Origin of the sequence: Janthinobacterium sp. JC611, from assembly GCF_018682595.1 — a bacterium.
Classification (GTDB): Bacteria; Pseudomonadota; Gammaproteobacteria; order Burkholderiales; family Burkholderiaceae_D; genus Janthinobacterium.
This window is the reverse complement of record NZ_JAFLJN010000034.1, coordinates 61,269-77,593: the sequence shown is the minus strand read 5'-3', so window position 1 is coordinate 77,593 and position 16,325 is coordinate 61,269. Positions and strand designations below refer to the sequence as shown.

Here is a 16,325-nt window from a genome sequence, read left to right as displayed (position 1 = left end):
TTATGCATGCTGGGATGGCCCCAAGGGTAGCGGAAAGCGCACCGTCACCAGCAGGCCCGCGCCATCGGGCCCGGCGGCCAGCTGCACGCTGGCGCCGTGCGTTTCGGCGATGCGCCGCACGATCGACAGACCCAGGCCGCTGCCTGGCTGCTGCGTGCCGGCGGCGCGGAAAAAACGTTCGAACACGCGCTCGCGCAAGGGTTCGGCGATGCCGGGCCCCGTGTCGCTCACGCGCAGCAGCACGCCATCGGCCTCGCTACCGCAGGCCAGCGCCAAGCTGCCGCCGGCCGGCGTGTAGCGCATGGCATTGTCCACCAGGTTGCGCGCCAGGATCAGCACATGGTCCGGCTGCAGCCGGCATGGCGCGGCAGCCAGGTCGGCCCGCAACTGCAGGCCCTGGCGCCGCGCCTGCGCCATCCAGGACGGCAGCTGGTCGGCCAGCACGGCGGCCAGGTCCAGCACGGGCAGGTCGAGGGGCGGCTGCGACTGCGGGTCGAGCCGCGACAGGGTCAGCAACTGCCCCACCAGGCGCGTGGCGCGGTCCACGCTCAGGCCCAGGCCGGCCACGGATTCCTCGCGCTCCGCATCGCTGCGCGCGCGCTGCAGCACCTGCAGGTTGGTCTTGATGGCCGCCAGCGGCGTGCGCAATTCATGCGCGGCATCGGCCGTAAAGCGCTGCTCCTGCTCGCGCGTCTGGCGCACGCGCAGGAACAGGCGGTTGATGGCCTGCAGCAGCGGCTGCACTTCCACGGGCGCGCCCGTCACGCTGACACTGGCCAGATCGTCGGGCGTGCGCTGCGCCACTTCGTCGGCCGAACGGCGCAGCGCGCGAAACACGCGGTTGATGCTCCACCAGATGGCCAGCGCCGCCAGGGCCGCCATCGGCAGGCCGATGGCCAGCAGCTTGACGGCGAAGCGGCTGCTGATTTCCTGGCGGTGGCTGGCCGGTTCGGCCACCTGGATCTGCAGCCTGGCGTCGTGGTTCCAGCTCGTGTAGATGCGCCAGCGCCGGCCATCGTTGTCGCGCCAGCTGTAGCCGACGTCGGCCGGCGCGGCGAACGCCTGGTCCGGCGCGCCGGCATTCTTGTACAGCAGGCGATGCCGCGCATCCCACACCTGAAACAGCAGATACTGGCGGTGGTTGCGGTTCTGCGCCACCGGCATCACCAGCGAGGTGCTGGCGCCATGCTCCTGCACCTCGTGCTCGGCCAGCGACAGCAGCAAGTGCCCCGTCTCGGCCAGCGACTGGTCGAACAGCTCCTGGCTTTCGCGGCCCGCTTCCAGGTACACGATGGCGGCGCTGAAGCCCCACAGCGTGAACGTCAGTCCCAGCAGCACGGCCAGCAGCGTGCGCCGCAGCGACCAGGCGCGCGGGGTGGACGCCGTCATGGCCACGCCTGCATATCGGGCGTGGCGGGCTTGTCGATGCTGTAGCCGATCGCATGCACGGTGCGGATCAGCGCCTTGCCCAGCTTGCGGCGCAGATGGTGGATATGCACCTGCAGCGCGTTGCTGTCGACTTCCTCGCCCCAGCTGTAGACGCCCTCTTCCAGCTGCACCCGGCTCAGGATGCGGCCGCGCTGTTCGACGAGCATCAACAGGATGCTGAATTCCTTGCCCGTCAGGGGCACGTCCACGCCAGCCTGGCGCACCTGGCGCGCGGCGACGTCGATGACGATATCGCCATGCACGAGTTCTTCGCGCGTGCGCCCGGCCGCGCGGCGGCAGGCGCTGCGCATGCGCGCCGCCAGCTCGTCGAGGTCGAAGGGCTTGACGATGAAGTCGTCCGCGCCCGCGTCCAGGCCCGCCACGCGGTCGACGATCTGGTCGCGCGCCGTGACGATCAGGATCGCCCCGTCATAGCCGCCGCGGCGCAAGGTCGCCAGCGCCTGCATGCCATCCTCGCCAGGCAGGGCCAGGTCGAGCAGCAGGCAGCCGTAGCGGTGCAGGCGCACGGCCGTGTGCGCGCTTTCGGCCGACTGCACCCAGTCGACCGCATAGCCGGCCTGCTCCAGTCCCATCTGCGTGGCGCGCCCCAGCTGGGGGTCGTCTTCTGTCAGCAATATGCGCATCTTGGCTAGTCCTGTCCTGATTTCATGCCCGCAGCGTAGGCGCCGGACATTAAGAACTTCTTAACATCTGCTGGCGACCATCGCCGCATCTTCCACTTCCGGCCGCCTCCCATGCCCGCTTCCTCCCATCTTAACCGCTGCCCGCCTTGCTGGCCAATACTGGCCCTGCTCGGCTGGCCCCTGCTGTCGGCCGCCGCGCCGCAGCAACTGCTCCTGAGCGCGCAGCAAATCAGCCGTGCCGGCATCGCCACCGCGCCGGCCCTCGCCACGCTGCCCGGCGACGCTGCGCCGGCGGGCAACGACCTGGTCCTGTCGGGCACGGTGGTGGCGCCGCCGGACGCCGGCGCCCTGGCCAGCGCCGCGCTCGATGGCGTGGTGCGGCAGGTGCACGTGACGCCGCTGCAGCAGGTAGGCGCCGGCACGCCGCTGCTGACCCTGTACAGCCTGGGCTGGCTCGAGTGGCAGCGCACCTACCTGGAAAAGACCAGCGCGGCGCGGCTGGCGCAGGCCAGGCTGGCGCGCGACGAAGGGCTGTACGGCGACGGCATCATCGCCCGCGCCCGGCTCGATGAGAGCCGCGACGCGGCGCAGCTGGCCACGCTGGCGGCCAGCGAACGCGAACAGGCGCTGCGCGGCGCCGGCCTCGATGGCGTGGCGCTGCGGCGCCTGCGCGAACGGCGCGCGCCGTCGCCGCTGCTGACGGTGCGCGCCAGCCGGGCCGGCACCGTGCTGGCGTTGCCGGTCGAGGCGGGGCAGCAGGTGGAAGCGGGCGCGCCGCTGGCCCGCATGGCCGCCAGCGGCCCCCTGTGGGTGCAGCTGCAGGCGACGCGCGCGCAACTGCCGCTGCTGCGCGTGGGCGACCTGCTGCAGGTGGACGGCTGCGCCACCTTGCGCGTGACGGCCATCTCGCCCGTCGTCGACGCCGCCACGCAAGGCGCGCAGCTGCGCGCGCAACAAGTGGGCCAGGACCCTTGCCTGAAGGTCAACGCCTTCGTCGAGGCGCGCCAGCCGCGCCCGACGCAGCGGGCGGGTACGGCGGGCGGCGTGGCCGTGCCGGCCGTGGCGCTGGTGCGCGGCACGGGCGATGCGCGCCAGCAGTATGTGTTTGTCGCCAACGGCAAGGGTTTCGTCGCCACGCCCGTGCAAGCGACGCCGGCCGGCGGCGGCATGGCCTGGGTGCGCGGCGCGCTGGCCGCGGGCGACGCGGTGGCCGTGCGCGGCCTGGCGGCGCTCAAGGGCAGCTGGAGCGGCCTGGGAACGCCCGCGGACGCCCCGGCCCAGGGAGGCCAGTGATGCTGGCCCGCCTGATCGCCGTGTCGCTGTCGCAGCGCCTGCTGGTGCTGGTGCTGGCCGCGCTGCTGGCGGCGGCCGGCGTGCAAGCGTTCCGCGCACTGCCCATCGACGCCTTTCCCGACGTCTCCGGCACCCAGGTCAAGCTGATTGTGAAGGCGCCCGGCATGACGCCGGAAGAAGTCGAGGCGCGCATCGTCGCCCCCATCGAGCAGGAACTGCTGGGCATCCCGCGCCAGGCCGTGCTGCGCTCGCAATCGAAATATGCGATCGCCGACATCACGCTGGACTTCGAGGAAGGCACGGACGTCTTCTGGGCGCGCCAGCAGGTCAGCGAACGGCTGGCCGGCGTATTGAAGGACTTGCCCGCCTCCGTCAGCGGCGGCCTGGCGCCCATCACCACGCCGCTCGGCGAAATCTTCATGTTCACCATCGAAGGGCCCTTGAGCCTGATGGAAAAGCGCACGCTGCTCGAATGGACCATCCGCCCCCAGCTGCGCAACATCGCCGGCGTGGCCGACGTCAATTCGCTGGGCGGCATGGTGCGCAGCTTCGAAGTGGTGCCCGACCTGGCCGCCCTGGCCGCGCGCGGCCTGTCGCTCGCGCAGTTGCAGCAGGCGCTGGAAGCGAACAACCGCAGCGACGGCGCGGGCCGCCTGGGCAGCGGCGAGGAGGCGCTGCTGATCCGCAGCGACGCGGGCCTGCGCACGCTAGCCGACGTGCGCGCCATCGGCATCGCGCGGCGCGGCGACATGGCCGTGAACGTGGGCCAGGTGGCGACGGTGCGCATCGGCCAGCTGACGCGCTACGGCGCCGTCACCGAAGACGGGCGCGGCGAAGCCGTGCAGGCGCTGGTGCTGGCCATGCGCGGCGCGAATGCGCAGCAGGTGCTGCGGCAGGTGCGCGCGCGCCTTGACGCGCTCGCTCCCAGCCTGCCCAAGGGCACCACCATCAGCACTTTCTACGACCGCGGCAAGCTGGTGGAGCGGGCCGTGGCCAGCGTCACGGGCGCGCTGGCCGAAGCGACCGTGCTGGTCATCGTGCTGCTGACGGTCTTCCTGGGCAAGCTGCGCTCGGCGCTGGTGGTCGCCTGCATCCTGCCGCTGGCGGCGCTGGGCACCTTCCTGCTGATGCAGGCGTATGGCTTGAGCGCCAACCTGATGTCGCTGGGCGGCCTGGCCATCGCCATCGGCATGCTGGTCGACGCGGCCGTGGTGGTGGTGGAAAACATCGAGGCCCATGGCGCCCACGCGCAGCCGGGCGTGCCGCGCCTGCACCGCATTTACCGGGCCGTGCGCGAAGTGGCCCTGCCCGTCAGCGCCGGCATGCTGGTGATCATGATCGTCTTCCTGCCCCTGCTGACCTTGCAGGGCCTGGAAGGCAAGCTGTTCGCCCCCGTGGCGCTGACCATCCTGTTCGCGCTGGCCGCCTCGCTGCTGCTGTCGCTGACCGTCATTCCCGTGCTGGCGTCGCTGCTGCTGCCCGAGCGCCACGCGGCAGGCACGCCGCGCCTGGTGCAAAAGCTGGAAGCGGCCTATCTGGCGCTGCTCGGGCACGCGCTGCGCCGCGAGCGCCTGGTCGGCGGCCTGGCCGTGGCGGCCCTGCTGCTGGCGGCCGGCGTCTTCCTGCACGTGGGCAAATCGTTCATGCCGACGCTGGACGAAGGCGACATCATCATGCAGATCGAAAAACTGCCGTCCGTGAACCTGCAGGAATCGGCGCGCCTGGACCTGGCCATCCAGCGCCGCATCCTGGAACAGGTGCCCGAGGTGCAGCGCATCGTGGCGCGCCTGGGCTCCGATGAACTGGGGCTCGACCCCATGGGCTTGAATGAAACGGACTCCTTCCTCGTGCTCAAGCCGCGCGCGCAATGGCGCAGCGCCGACAAGGAGGCGCTGGTCGACGCCTTGCGCAGGGCCACGGCGAGCTTTCCAGGAGTCAATATCAGCTTTACCCAGCCCATCGAGATGCGCACCTCGGAAATGCTGTCCGGCGTGCGCGGCGACGTCGCCGTCAAGATCTACGGCCCGGACAAGCAGGAACTGGCCGCGCTGGCCGCGCGCATCGTGGCCCGGCTGCAGACGCTGGCCGGCAGCGAGGACGTGCTGACGGCGCAAAACGCGGGCGTGCAATACCTGCAGGTCGACATCGACCGCGTGGCGGCCGCCCGCCTGGGCCTGTCCGTGGAGCAGATCCAGGGCGATCTGCGCACCCTGATCGAAGGGCGCCAGGCGGGCATCGTCATCGAAGGCGGCAAGCGATTGCCCTTGCTGCTGCGCGGCGGCGAACAGCTGCAGCTGTCGGCCGAGCTGTTCCGCCAGCTGCGCCTGCCCATGGCCGACGGCCCGGCCATCGCCCTGAGCCAGGTGGCCAGCCTGCGCACGGTCGACGGCCCCGTCAAGGTGGAGCGCGAAAACGCGGCGCGCCTGGTGGTGGTGCGCGCCAATGTGCGCGGGCGCGACCTGGTCGGCTTCGTCGACGAGGCCAAGGCCCTGGTGGCGCGCCAGGTGCCGCTGCCGCCCGGCTACCGCATCGCCTGGGGCGGCCAGTTCGAGAACCAGCAGCGCGCGGCCGCCCGCCTGGCGCTCGTCGTGCCCGTCGCGCTGGCGCTGATCTTCCTGCTGCTGTTCTGCACCCTGCGCAGCATCCGGCAAACCCTGCTGGTGCTGGTCAACATCCCGTTCGCGCTGACGGGCGGCGTGTATGCGCTGGCCCTGACGGGCGAATACCTGTCCGTGCCCGCCTCGGTGGGCTTCATCGCGCTGATGGGCATCGCCGTGCTCAATGGACTGGTGATGATCACCTGCTTCAACGACCTGCATGCGCGCGGCGCGGCCATCGGCGCGCTGGTGCTGCAAGGCGCCGCGCGGCGATTCCGGCCCGTCATGATGACGGCCTGCATCACGGGCCTGGGCCTGGTGCCGCTGCTGCTGGCCACGGGGCCAGGCGCGGAAATCCAGAAGCCGCTGGCCATCGTCGTCATCGGCGGCCTGCTCAGCGCCACCGTGCTGACCCTGGTGCTGCTGCCCCTGCTGTTCCGCCGCTACGGCGTGGCGCCTCCATGCGCCCTCCCCCCACCCTTGACTGGAGCCATTCATGCAGCACCCTGACCCTTGCCCCTGCGACGCCATGCTGACGCTGGCCCTGCCCGCCGCCCTCGAAGAGGACGTCCTCGATTGCCTGCTGCTGCACCCGGCCTGGGCCGCCGGTTTTTCCGTGCTCGAGGCGCAAGGCATGGGGCCCGGCGCCGCCTACCCCTCCAGCCTGGAGCAGGTGATGGGACGGGGACGGCGCAAGCTGGTGCTCGTCGCCGGCGTGGACGCCGAGCTGCGCCTGCTGGTAAAGGCGCTGGCGGCGCGGCTGCCCCGGCCCGACATCGCCTACTGGATCAGCCCCGTGCTGTGCCACGGGAGGCTGGCATGAAGGCGCGCGCCGTGGCGCTGCTGTTCCTCGCGGCGGGAGCGCAGGCGGCGCCCGGCGCCCCGTCCGCGCTGCCGCCCGAAGCCGACGTGCGGCGCGTGCTGGCCAATCTGCCGGCGCTGCGCCAGGGGGCGCTGAACACGCAACTGGCCGGCGCGGAGCGCGACAAGCTGGCCGCCGGCCCGTACGAATGGACGCTGCGCGCGGGCGCCAGCCGGCGCGGCGCGCCCGACGCGGAACGCTACCGGGAACAGGAAGTGGCGCTGGAACGGCCCTTGCGCTGGTTCGGCAAGGCCGGCCAGGACCAGGCGCTGGGCGAACAAGGCCTGGCCGTGGCGCGCGCGCTGCATGCGGACGCCTGGCACGAGGCGGGCCGCGCCCTGCTGCGCGACTGGTTCGACGCGCTGCGCGAGCTGGCCGGCGTGGCGCGGCTGGAAGAGCAGCTGGCCGTGACGCAGCGCCTGCAGGCCATCGCCGCGCGGCGCGTGCAGGCGGGCGACGGCGCCGCGCTCGACCTGCTGCAGGCCGACACGGAACAGCGGCGCGTGCTGGCCCTGCTGCAGCAGGCGCGCCAGCGCAGCGAGCAGACGCTGACCCTGCTGGCCGTCGGCTACCCCGGCTTGCCGCGTCCGCAGGCCGATGCGCTGCCCCTGCCGCAGGCCGGCGGCGAGGCCGTCTCCAGCTGGACCGAACGCATCAAGCACATCGAGCACGATAGCCACGAACTGCAGCTGGCGCAGGCGGAAGCGGACTTGCACGCCATGCGCGCCCGCCGCCTGGCCAGCGACGCCATGCCCGACCCCACGCTGGCGCTGCGCGCGGCGCGCGAGCGCGACGGCCAGGAGCGGGTCATTGGCGTGAGCCTGTCGTTTCCCTTGCCCGGCGCCGCACGCGCGGCCGACAGGTCGGCGGCGGCCATCCAGGCCTCGCTGGCGCGCGAACGGGTGGCGCAGACGCGGCTGCGCGTCGCCCTGGCGGCCCGGCGCGCCGCCAGCGACAGCGTGCACGCGCGCGAAATCTGGACTACATTGCAAGAGGTACAACAACACACCATGCGCCAGGCGGAGCTGATGCAGCGCGCCTACCAGGCGGGCGAGTGCACGCTGGCCGACGCGCTGGCCGGCCGGCGGCAGGCGCTCGACGCGGCGCTGGCGGCGCAGACGGCGCAGATCGAGGCGCTGGCGGCCCAGGCGCGCCTGCAGCTCGACGCGCACGCCATCTGGTCCCTCGACTGAGGCGGCGCCAACACGATTCATTCACGCAACTGACCGAGAAGGAAACACCATGAACACCAGGAATATGAATACGCCGGGCTGGCGCTACGCGGCCCCGGCCCGCCTGCTGCACTGGCTGATGGCCGTGCTGATCCCCGTCATGCTGGCCCTGGGCTGGTATATGATGGAAATCGAGGACGATCCCGGCAGCGACATCTACTTCAAGCTGCATAAATCGCTGGGCCTGTTGCTGTTGCTGCTGCTGGCCGCGCGCGCCGCCTGGCGTCTGGGCCACCGGCCGGCCGACTTGCCGGCGTCGCTGCCGTCCTGGCAGGCGCGGCTGTCGCGCCTGGGCCACGGCCTGCTGTACCTGGGCATGCTGCTGGTGCCGGCCACGGGCCTGGCGGGCGCGCTGCTGAGCAAGAGCGGCGTGGCCTTCTTCGGCCTGGCCCTGCCGCGCTGGTTCGCGCCCGACCATGCGCTGGCCGAACAGTACTTCGAACTGCATGAATTGGCCGCCTGGACGCTGGCCGGCCTGGTCGTGCTGCATGTGCTGGCGGGCCTCAAGCACCTGCTGCTGGACAAGGACGGCGTGTTCCAGCGCATGCTGTAGCGCGCACCGCCCTTCAGCCTGTCTTCATGCGGCGCTCAGCCGCGCTTCATGCGCGGCGCCGATACTGCTCATGCCTTCCACCCGATGAGGAGTACCGCATGGCCAGAACAGTCAACACCTCGCATTTCCACGCCCGCCGGCGCCTGCTGCTGGGCGCCGGCGCGCTGGCGGCCCTCGCCGCCTGCGGCGGTTCCGGCAGCTCGACCGCCGCGCACGTGAAGGACCGGCAGGTCGCCGTCGCCCCCGGCGTCAGCCTGCACGTGCGCGACTGGTCCGCGGCGCCGGGCAGCGGCGGCGACGCCGACGCCGACGTGATAGTGCTGCTGGCCGGCCTGGGCGCCAATGCGCATGCCTTCGACAGCCTGGCGCCCGCGCTGGCGCGCCGCCACCGCGTGCTGGCCCTCACGCGGCGCGGCTATGGCCAGTCAGGCAAGCCGCTTTCCATCGGCGCCGACGCCTACGCGCCCGCCACCCTGGTGGCCGACCTGCTGGCCGTGCTCGACGCCTTGCGTGTCGAGCGCATCATCCTGGCCGGCCACTCGATTGCCGGCAACGAGCTGACCCTGTTCGCCGGCAGCCACCCGCGGCGCGTGCGCGGACTCGTGTATCTGGACACGACCTTCGATTACCTGGCCAGCGGCGGCTACGAGGAGCCGGAAGCCACGCCCTTCGACGAACCGCCGCCCGGCCCGGCCGACCTGGCATCGCTGGCCGCCTCGATCGCGTATGCCAAACGGATCAACAAGCAATGGTGGCCGGCGCTGGAAGCGAACTGGCGCGATGCGCTGGACCTGCAGCCCGACGGTTCGGTGCGGCCAACTACCCCGCCCGCCATCGCCAGGGCCATGGACATGGCCGCGCACGATTTTTCGCCCGACTACCGCCGCGTACGCGCGCCGGCGCTGGTCGTCACCGTCGATCCCGGCACCTTGCGCAACCTGTTTCCATGGTTGTTGCAAGCCGACCCCGCCACCCAGGCCGGCGCGCAAGCTTTGCTGGACTTTATCCGCCCGCTGCGCCTGGCCGACGGCGACCGCCTGGCCGCCGCCCTGCCCGGCAGCCAGCACCTGGTGATACACAACGGTTTCCACAGCGATTTCTTCATCGAATACGAGAGCACGGTGGTCGATGCCATCGAGGCCATGCGCTGGGAAGGGCTGCAATAGCCGTGCAGTGCCTCGTCGAACACGGCGCGCTCCTCGCCGTTTCCCTTAGCGGATTTCCACTGCCGAGCGCATGGCAGCCTTCCCCCAGCAAACGGCGATGAAGCAAAAAAAAGGCTCCTGAAAACCAGGAGCCTTGCGGCGTTGGACAGCGCATGTGGTCGGCATCGGCGGCTCTGGGGTGCAGCGCCAGCCGGACCGCTATCCACGCCAAGGAGGTTCCGCCACCTGCCGTCAACCGCCTTGCCAAGACACTTCATCGTAGCAGCTGATTGGGGCGGGAAAACTCTCCAATATTTGCATGCCGGCCATCCACCGCCGCTACAGCCATCCCTCGCGCTTCAGGCGCCGGTGCAGCCACCAGCAGCCGGCGATGATGACGACGATGACGGCCGGATAGCTGCCGCGCCACTTCAGTTCCGGCATGAACTCGAAATTCATGCCGTACAGGCTGAAGACCATGGTGGGCACGGCCAGGATGGCGGCCCAGGCGGCCAGGCGCTTGACGACCTCGTTCTGGCGGATCGAGATTTGCCCGAGCGCCACCTGCATGGCCGAATTGACCAGCTCGCGCATCTGCCCCGCCGTGTGCGTGACCCGTTTGACGTGGTCGAGAATGTCGCGGTAATAGATGCGGTTTTCCTTCGGTACGATGTCGCCATGGAAACGGATCAGCTGGGTGCAGATGTCGTGCAGGGGATTGACGGCGGAGTCCAGCTTCAGCAGTTCCGTCTTGAGCTGATAGAAATCCTGCAGCTTGTCTTCGGAGAGACTGGGCTTGAACAGCTGCAATTCATGGTGCTGGAAGCGGGCCTGCAAATGGTCGATGCACGGCTGGTACTGGTCGACGATGAAATCGATGATGGAATACAGGACGTAGCCGGGGCCGCTGGCGAGTTTCCCCGGCACGCTTTCCTTGCGTTCGCGCAGCTTCGCATAGCCGGCCGAGGGGCCGTGGCGCACCGTGATGATGAAGCGGGGACCGAGAAAGACGTGGGTTTCGCCGTAGGCGATGGCCTCGCCGTCCAGGGTGGCCGTGTGCATCACCATGAACAGGGTGTCGCCGTATTCTTCCAGCTTGGGCCGCTCGTGCGCGCCCTGCGCATCCTCGACAGCCAGTTCGTGCAAGCCGAAGGCCGCTTGCAGCGCCTGCATGGCCGCGACGTCGGGGCTGGCCAGGCCGATCCAGACGAAACAATCGGGGTCGCCGAGGAAGTCGCCCACCTTGCCGATGTCGAAATGGGCGATTTTCTTGCCATCGCGATAGGCTTCGCCATTGACGACGGCGGCGTGGGTACTCAGGTCCATGGTAATTTTCGGCTGGTGGCGGCAAGGCGGGGGGCCAGTATAGCGGAAAGCGCCGGGTGCAGACGGGCAAGGCGAACTGCCCGTTGCCCGGCAGGACGGCGCCATGTGCGCGGACGAATTCCAGGTCGTCAGCCACCTGCGGCAACGTCTTGCGTTACAGCAACGCCATCGCTAGCACGCGCCGGGCAACTGGCGATGTCGAGCCAGAAAGTGCTGCCGCGCCCGGGCGTGCTGGCCACGCCCAGCCTGGCCCGCATGGCTACGGCCAGGCGCTTGCTGACCACCAGCCCCAGGCCCGTACCCTCCTCGTCGCGCGCATCGCGCCCCAGGCGGCTGAAGGGCTGGAACAGCGCCTCGAGCTGCGCGGGACTCAGTCCGCAGCCCGTGTCGCGCACGGACAGGCGCAGCTGGCGCGCATCGACGGGCAGGCAATCGACGTGGATCTCGCCCTGTTCGCGGTTGTACTTGACGGCGTTCGACAGCAGGTTGATCAGCACCTGCTTGAGGCGGGTGCGGTCGGCCAGCACGTGCACGCCGTCCACTTCGGCGAACGTCAAGGTGATGCCGCGCTTGCGCGCCAGCGGCTCCATCATTTGCCAGCATTCGTCATAGATGCCGGCCAGGTCCACGGGCTCCATCGACAGCGGCAGCTTGCCCGACTCGATCCTGGCGATGTCGAGGATATCGTTGATCAGGGCCAGCAAATGCCGGCCCGCGCCGAAGATATGCGAGGCAAAGGTCTTCTTTTCCTGCGCCGTCGAAGGGATGGAATCGGACGTCAGCATCTGCGAAAAGCCCAGGATGGCGTTGAGCGGCGTGCGCAGCTCGTGGCTCATGCTGGACCGGAAATTGGTCTTTTCCTGGTTCGCCCGCTCGGCCGCTTCGCACGCCAGCCGCAAATCCTGGTTCATGGCGTCGAGTTCGGCCGTGTGAAGGCGCAGCAGCAGGATGCCCGGCACCTGGCACGGCTTGACGACATAATCGAGCGCTCCCGCCTGCATGGCCTGCACGGCCGAGGCGATCGTGCCTTCGCCCGTCATGATGATGCAAGCCATGTCGGGATCGATCTTGCGCGCCGCTTCCACCACGGCGATGCCGTTCATGCCGGGCATCATCAGGTCGACCAGCAGCAGGTCGAACGATTCGACGTCCAGCAGCGACAGCGCCGCATCGCCCGAGGCCAGCCCCGTCGGGTCGTAGGCCTGGCCGAGCAAGGTGTCGCACAGCGCGCGCGCATGCGCCAGCTCGCCATCGACAATCAGTATCCGCGGTGGCATCGACGGCTTATCCATGCAATCTCCTGACGGCATGCCCTTGCGGGCCGGGAATTTTTCCGCAACATGCGTTCCGAGCATAGCATCTGAAAATTACCAAAAATACACGCTTTTTCACGCGCGCAAGGGCGCCGGGCCGGGGCTAGGTCGTGACGGGCAGCCCTCGCAGCAGCTTGTCGAGGGTCACCGGATACTCCCTCACCCGCACCCCCGTGGCGTTATGGATGGCATTGGCGACGGCCGCCGCCACGCCGCAGATGCCCAGCTCGCCCACGCCCTTGGCTTTCATGGGCGAGGACATGGGGTCCGTTTCATCCAGAAAAATAACATCCTGGTGCGGAATGTCGGCGTGCACGGGCACCTCATAGCCGGCCAGGTCGTGGTTGACGAAGTAGCCGCGGCGCCGGTCGACCACCAGTTCTTCCATCAGGGCCGCGCCCACGCCCATGGTCATGGCGCCGATCACCTGGCTGCGCGCCGCTTTCGGGTTCAGGATGCGGCCGGCCGCGCACACGGCCAGCATGCGGCGCACGCGCACTTCGCCCGTGTCGCCGTCCACGCCCACTTCCACGAAATGGGCGCCGAACGTCGATTGCTGGAATTTTTTATCGAGGCCGCCGTATTCCATGTGGTCTTCCGCGACGACGTCGCCATGATAGGCGGCGGCAGCGAGCGGCACGCTGCGCTCGCCCTGGCTCACCTGGCCGTCGGAAAAGCGCACCTCTTTCTCATCAAAGCCCAGCCTGGCGGCGATGGCCTGGCGCAGGCGCACGCACGCCGCATACACGCCGGCCGTGGAACTGTTGCCGCCCCACTGCCCGCCCGAACCGGCCGAGACGGGAAAATCGGAGTCGCCCAGGCGCACGACGACACGCTGCAAGGTCACGCCCAGCATTTCCGCCGCCGTCTGGGCGATGATGGTGTAGCTGCCCGTGCCGATGTCCGTCATGTCCGTCTCCACCGTCACGATGCCGTTGGCGTCCAGGCGCACGCGGGCGGCCGATTGCATGACGAGGTTGTTGCGAAAGGCGGCCGCCACGCCCATGCCCAGCAGCCAGCGGCCGTCGCGCCGCGTGCCGGGCTGGCTTTGCCGCTCCTTCCAGCCGAATTCCACGGCGCCCGTGCGCAGGCAGTCGACCAGGCGGCACTGCGAAAACGGCCTGCTTGGCTTTTCCGGGTCCACTTTCGTGTCGTTGAGGATGCGGAAAACGATGGGGTCCATATTGAGTTTTTCCGCCATCTCGTCCATGGCGATTTCCAGCGCCATCAGGCCCGGCGCCTCGCCCGGCGCGCGCATGGCGTTACCCTCGGGTAAGTCGAGCACGGCCAGGCGCATGGCCGTCATGCGGTTCGGCCCCGCATACAGCAGCCGCGTCTGCATCACGGCCGTTTCCGGCTGACCGCCTTGCAAATCGCCCGACCACGATTCATGGCCGATGGCCGTGATCTTGCCGTCGCGCGTGGCGCCGAGGCGCAGGCGCTGGATGGTGGCGGGCCGGTGCGTCGTGTTGTTGAACATCAAAGGCCGCGTCAGGGCGACCTTGACGGGGCGCCGCGCCGCGCGCGCGCCCAGGGCCGCCAGCAAGGCTTCCGCGCGCACGAACAGCTTGCCGCCGAAACCGCCGCCGATATACGGCGAGACGATGCGCACCTTGTCCTTTGGTATGCCCAGGGTACGGGCCAGATCGCCGCGGCCCCAGTCCACCATCTGGTTCGCCGTCCACACCGTCAATTTATCTCCCTCCCAGGCGGCGATCGAGGCGTGCGGCTCCATCATGGCGTGCGACTGGTCAGGCGTCGTGTAGGTGGCGTCCAGGCGCACGGGGGCGGCGGCAAAGGCGGCGGCGAAGTTGCCCGTCTTGCTGTCGGGCTTGCCGTCCTTCGGCTTGCTGGCGCCGCCCTTGGCCTTGGCCAGGTCGTAAGCGCCCTGCTGCTCGACATACTTGACGTCGAGCAACTGCACGGCCGAGCGGGCCTGTTCGAAGGTTTCCGCCACCACCAGGGCGATGGCCTGGTGGTAATGTTCAATGTCCGGGCCAGCGAGCAGATGGGCCGTGTTCATCTTGCCTTTGCCCAGCTTGCCCGCCGATGCCGCCGTCACCACGGCCAGCACGCCGGGCGCGCGCATCGCCGCGCTGGCGTCCAGCGCGGCGATGCGCCCTTTGGCGATGGCCGCGCCGACGACATGGCCATAGGCGGCGTGCGGCGCGGCCTTGTTGTGTTCATACGCGTACGGCGCCGTGCCCGTGGTTTTCAAGGGGCCGTCGATGCGCTCCGTGGGACGGCCGACGACTTTCAGCTGGTCGATGGGATTGGTGGTAGCGGGAGTCGTGAATTTCATGGCCTTAGCCTTTCTTCGCTTGTGCTTGCGCCATCACGGCGGCGATCGTGCGCTGCGCCAGGGTCACCTTGAAGCCGTTGTCGGCGGTGGGATGGGCGCCCGCCAGCAGGCGTTCGCTCACGGCGGCGGCGCCGGCGGGTAGCGCCTGCTCCGCGCCGGCAAGCCGCCACGGCAGCGGCGCGACGCCGCCCAAGGCCAGCCGGCCCGTGCCATCGGGCATGATGATCGCCGCCACGGACACCAGCGCGAACGCGTACGAGGCGCGGTCGCGCACCTTGCGGTAGACGTGCGTGCCGCCTGCTGGCCGGGGCAAGGTCACGCTGGTGATCAGTTCGCCCGGCTGCAGCACGGTTTCCAGATGCGGCGTGTTGCCCGGCAAGCGGTAAAAGTCGGCGATGGGGATGCTGCGCGCGCTGCCGTCGGGCCGCACCGTGTCGATGGCGGCGTCGAGCACGCGCATGGCCACGGCCATGTCGCCGGGATGCGTGGCGATGCAGGCCTCGCTGCCGCCCAGGATCGCCAGGGGCCGGCTGAAGCCGCCGATGGCCGAGCAGCCGCTGCCCGGCACGCGCTTGTTGCACGCCTGGTTCGTGTCATAGAAGTACGGACAGCGCGTGCGCTGCAGCAGGTTGCCGGCCGTCGTCGCCTTGTTGCGCAGCTGCGCCGAGGCGCCGGCCAGCAAGGCGCGCGACAGCACGGCATAATCGCGGCGCACCGTGGCGTGCGCCGCCAGCGCCGTGTTGCGCACGAGGGCGCCGATGCGCAAGCCGCCGTCCTGTGTCGCTTCCACCTTGTCCAGCGCGAGGCCATTGACGTCGATCAGATGCGCGGGCGTTTCGATCTCCAGTTTCATCAGATCGAGCAGATTCGTGCCGCCGGCGATGAAGCGGGCGCCCGGCGTGTGCACGGCGGCCGCCGCCGCTTCGGCCGGCGAGGCGGCCTTCTGGTAAGTAAAAACTCTCATGCCGGCCTCCCCGCCACCTCGGCAATCGCCTCGATGATGTTGGAGTACGCGCCGCAGCGGCAGAGGTTGCCGCTCATGCGCTCGCGCAATTCCTCCGGCGTCGCCTGCGGGAGCGCGTTCAAGTCCGCGCTGACGTGGCTGGGGATGCCCTGGCGCAGTTCGCCCAGCGCGGCGACGGCCGAGCAGATTTGCCCCGGCGTGCAGTAGCCGCATTGAAAACCGTCATGCGCGATGAAGGCGGCCTGCATCGGGTGCAATTTGTCGGGCGTGCCCAGTCCCTCGATGGTGGTGACCTTCGCGCCGTCGTGCATCACGGCCAGGCTCAGGCAGGCATTGATGCGCTGGCCGTCGAGCAGGACGGTGCAGGCGCCGCACTGGCCGTGGTCGCAGCCCTTCTTGGTGCCCGTTAGGTGCAGCTGTTCGCGCAAGGCGTCGAGCAAGGTGGTGCGCGTGTCGAGTTCCAGGCTGTGGCGCCGGCCATTGACGTCCAGGCTCACTTGCATCAGCACGGGCGGAGGAGAAAACACGGCCTGGCCGGACGTGTTCACCGCTTGCGCCGCTCCGGCCACGCCGGGCACGGCCACGGCCGTGGCCGACAGCGCGCCGGCGATCAGCACGCCGCGCCTGCCGGCATTGATGTGATTCGATTCCGTCATCGTGCGCTTC

13 protein-coding genes are annotated in these 16,325 nt (G+C 69.7%); 6 read left to right on the top strand and 7 right to left on the bottom strand.

Annotation, left to right across the window (positions count from 1 at the left end):
* Together J0O65_RS20955 and J0O65_RS20950 are read right to left on the bottom strand one after the other, a co-directional pair.
* Nucleotides 1-1,389: an ATP-binding protein gene (locus J0O65_RS20955; protein ID WP_215409138.1), complete on the bottom strand. Its 1,389-nt coding sequence runs from the start codon at nucleotides 1,387-1,389 to the stop codon at nucleotides 1-3.
* Nucleotides 1,386-2,072 carry a response regulator gene (locus J0O65_RS20950; RefSeq protein WP_215409137.1) on the bottom strand — a complete coding sequence of 229 codons (687 nt, stop codon included), beginning with the start codon at nucleotides 2,070-2,072 and terminating at the stop codon, nucleotides 1,386-1,388. The genes J0O65_RS20955 and J0O65_RS20950 overlap by 4 nt, the downstream gene beginning before the upstream one ends.
* Nucleotides 2,073-2,183: 111 nt before the next feature.
* On the opposite strand from J0O65_RS20950, the gene J0O65_RS20945 reads away from it, so the two are divergent.
* From J0O65_RS20945 to J0O65_RS20920, 6 genes are all read left to right on the top strand, one after another.
* Complete coding sequence (locus J0O65_RS20945; protein ID WP_251373881.1) at nucleotides 2,184-3,365, top strand: efflux RND transporter periplasmic adaptor subunit; 1,182 nt, start codon at nucleotides 2,184-2,186, stop codon at nucleotides 3,363-3,365.
* The gene (locus J0O65_RS20940; RefSeq protein ID WP_215409136.1) at nucleotides 3,365-6,472 is read left to right on the top strand and encodes an efflux RND transporter permease subunit; all 3,108 of its coding nucleotides are present in this window, start codon (nucleotides 3,365-3,367) and stop codon (nucleotides 6,470-6,472) included. The genes J0O65_RS20945 and J0O65_RS20940 overlap by 1 nt, the downstream gene beginning before the upstream one ends.
* The gene (locus J0O65_RS20935) at nucleotides 6,459-6,785 is read left to right on the top strand and encodes a DUF3240 family protein (protein WP_215409135.1); all 327 of its coding nucleotides are present in this window, start codon (nucleotides 6,459-6,461) and stop codon (nucleotides 6,783-6,785) included. The genes J0O65_RS20940 and J0O65_RS20935 overlap by 14 nt, the downstream gene beginning before the upstream one ends.
* Nucleotides 6,782-8,017, top strand: a complete 1,236-nt coding sequence (locus J0O65_RS20930; RefSeq protein WP_215409134.1) for a TolC family protein — start codon at nucleotides 6,782-6,784, stop codon at nucleotides 8,015-8,017. Before J0O65_RS20935 ends, J0O65_RS20930 begins: the two co-directional genes overlap by 4 nt.
* A gap of 49 nt (nucleotides 8,018-8,066) precedes the next feature.
* Nucleotides 8,067-8,609: a cytochrome b gene (locus J0O65_RS20925; RefSeq protein WP_215409133.1), complete on the top strand. Its 543-nt coding sequence runs from the start codon at nucleotides 8,067-8,069 to the stop codon at nucleotides 8,607-8,609.
* A 98-nt stretch (nucleotides 8,610-8,707) separates the two neighbouring features.
* Complete coding sequence (locus J0O65_RS20920; protein WP_215409132.1) at nucleotides 8,708-9,775, top strand: alpha/beta fold hydrolase; 1,068 nt, start codon at nucleotides 8,708-8,710, stop codon at nucleotides 9,773-9,775.
* 318 nt (nucleotides 9,776-10,093) lie between these two features.
* On the opposite strand, the gene J0O65_RS20915 is transcribed toward J0O65_RS20920, so the two are convergent.
* From J0O65_RS20915 to paoA, 5 genes are all read right to left on the bottom strand, one after another.
* Complete coding sequence (locus J0O65_RS20915; protein ID WP_215409131.1) at nucleotides 10,094-11,080, bottom strand: magnesium and cobalt transport protein CorA; 987 nt, start codon at nucleotides 11,078-11,080, stop codon at nucleotides 10,094-10,096.
* 128 nt (nucleotides 11,081-11,208) lie between these two features.
* The gene (locus J0O65_RS20910; protein ID WP_251373880.1) at nucleotides 11,209-12,372 is read right to left on the bottom strand and encodes an ATP-binding response regulator; all 1,164 of its coding nucleotides are present in this window, start codon (nucleotides 12,370-12,372) and stop codon (nucleotides 11,209-11,211) included.
* A gap of 124 nt (nucleotides 12,373-12,496) precedes the next feature.
* Complete coding sequence (gene paoC, locus J0O65_RS20905; protein ID WP_215409130.1) at nucleotides 12,497-14,695, bottom strand: aldehyde oxidoreductase molybdenum-binding subunit PaoC; 2,199 nt, start codon at nucleotides 14,693-14,695, stop codon at nucleotides 12,497-12,499.
* Between the two features lie 4 nt (nucleotides 14,696-14,699).
* Nucleotides 14,700-15,659, bottom strand: coding sequence for an FAD binding domain-containing protein (locus J0O65_RS20900; RefSeq protein ID WP_215409129.1), 960 nt, complete (start codon nucleotides 15,657-15,659; stop codon nucleotides 14,700-14,702).
* Entirely contained in the window at nucleotides 15,656-16,315 is a 660-nt protein-coding gene (paoA, locus tag J0O65_RS20895; protein WP_215409128.1) for an aldehyde dehydrogenase iron-sulfur subunit PaoA, read from the bottom strand. Before paoA ends, J0O65_RS20900 begins: the two co-directional genes overlap by 4 nt.
* Nucleotides 16,316-16,325: the final 10 nt, after the last annotated feature.

Bases quoted from the DNA above. Each gene is read 5' to 3' on its own strand.
- paoA (WP_215409128.1), bottom strand. From the start codon at position 16,315: ATGACGGAATCGAATCACATCAATGCCGGCAGGCGCGGCGTGCTGATC.
- J0O65_RS20900 (WP_215409129.1), bottom strand. From the start codon at position 15,659: ATGAGAGTTTTTACTTACCAGAAGGCCGCCTCGCCGGCCGAAGCGGCG.
- paoC (WP_215409130.1), bottom strand. From the start codon at position 14,695: ATGAAATTCACGACTCCCGCTACCACCAATCCCATCGACCAGCTGAAA.
- J0O65_RS20940 (WP_215409136.1), top strand. From the start codon at position 3,365: ATGCTGGCCCGCCTGATCGCCGTGTCGCTGTCGCAGCGCCTGCTGGTG.
- J0O65_RS20945 (WP_251373881.1), top strand. From the start codon at position 2,184: ATGCCCGCTTCCTCCCATCTTAACCGCTGCCCGCCTTGCTGGCCAATA.
- J0O65_RS20950 (WP_215409137.1), bottom strand. From the start codon at position 2,072: ATGCGCATATTGCTGACAGAAGACGACCCCCAGCTGGGGCGCGCCACG.
- J0O65_RS20915 (WP_215409131.1), bottom strand. From the start codon at position 11,080: ATGGACCTGAGTACCCACGCCGCCGTCGTCAATGGCGAAGCCTATCGC.
- J0O65_RS20910 (WP_251373880.1), bottom strand. From the start codon at position 12,372: ATGGATAAGCCGTCGATGCCACCGCGGATACTGATTGTCGATGGCGAG.
- J0O65_RS20920 (WP_215409132.1), top strand. From the start codon at position 8,708: ATGGCCAGAACAGTCAACACCTCGCATTTCCACGCCCGCCGGCGCCTG.
- J0O65_RS20955 (WP_215409138.1), bottom strand. From the start codon at position 1,389: ATGACGGCGTCCACCCCGCGCGCCTGGTCGCTGCGGCGCACGCTGCTG.
- J0O65_RS20930 (WP_215409134.1), top strand. From the start codon at position 6,782: ATGAAGGCGCGCGCCGTGGCGCTGCTGTTCCTCGCGGCGGGAGCGCAG.
- J0O65_RS20925 (WP_215409133.1), top strand. From the start codon at position 8,067: ATGAACACCAGGAATATGAATACGCCGGGCTGGCGCTACGCGGCCCCG.
- J0O65_RS20935 (WP_215409135.1), top strand. From the start codon at position 6,459: ATGCAGCACCCTGACCCTTGCCCCTGCGACGCCATGCTGACGCTGGCC.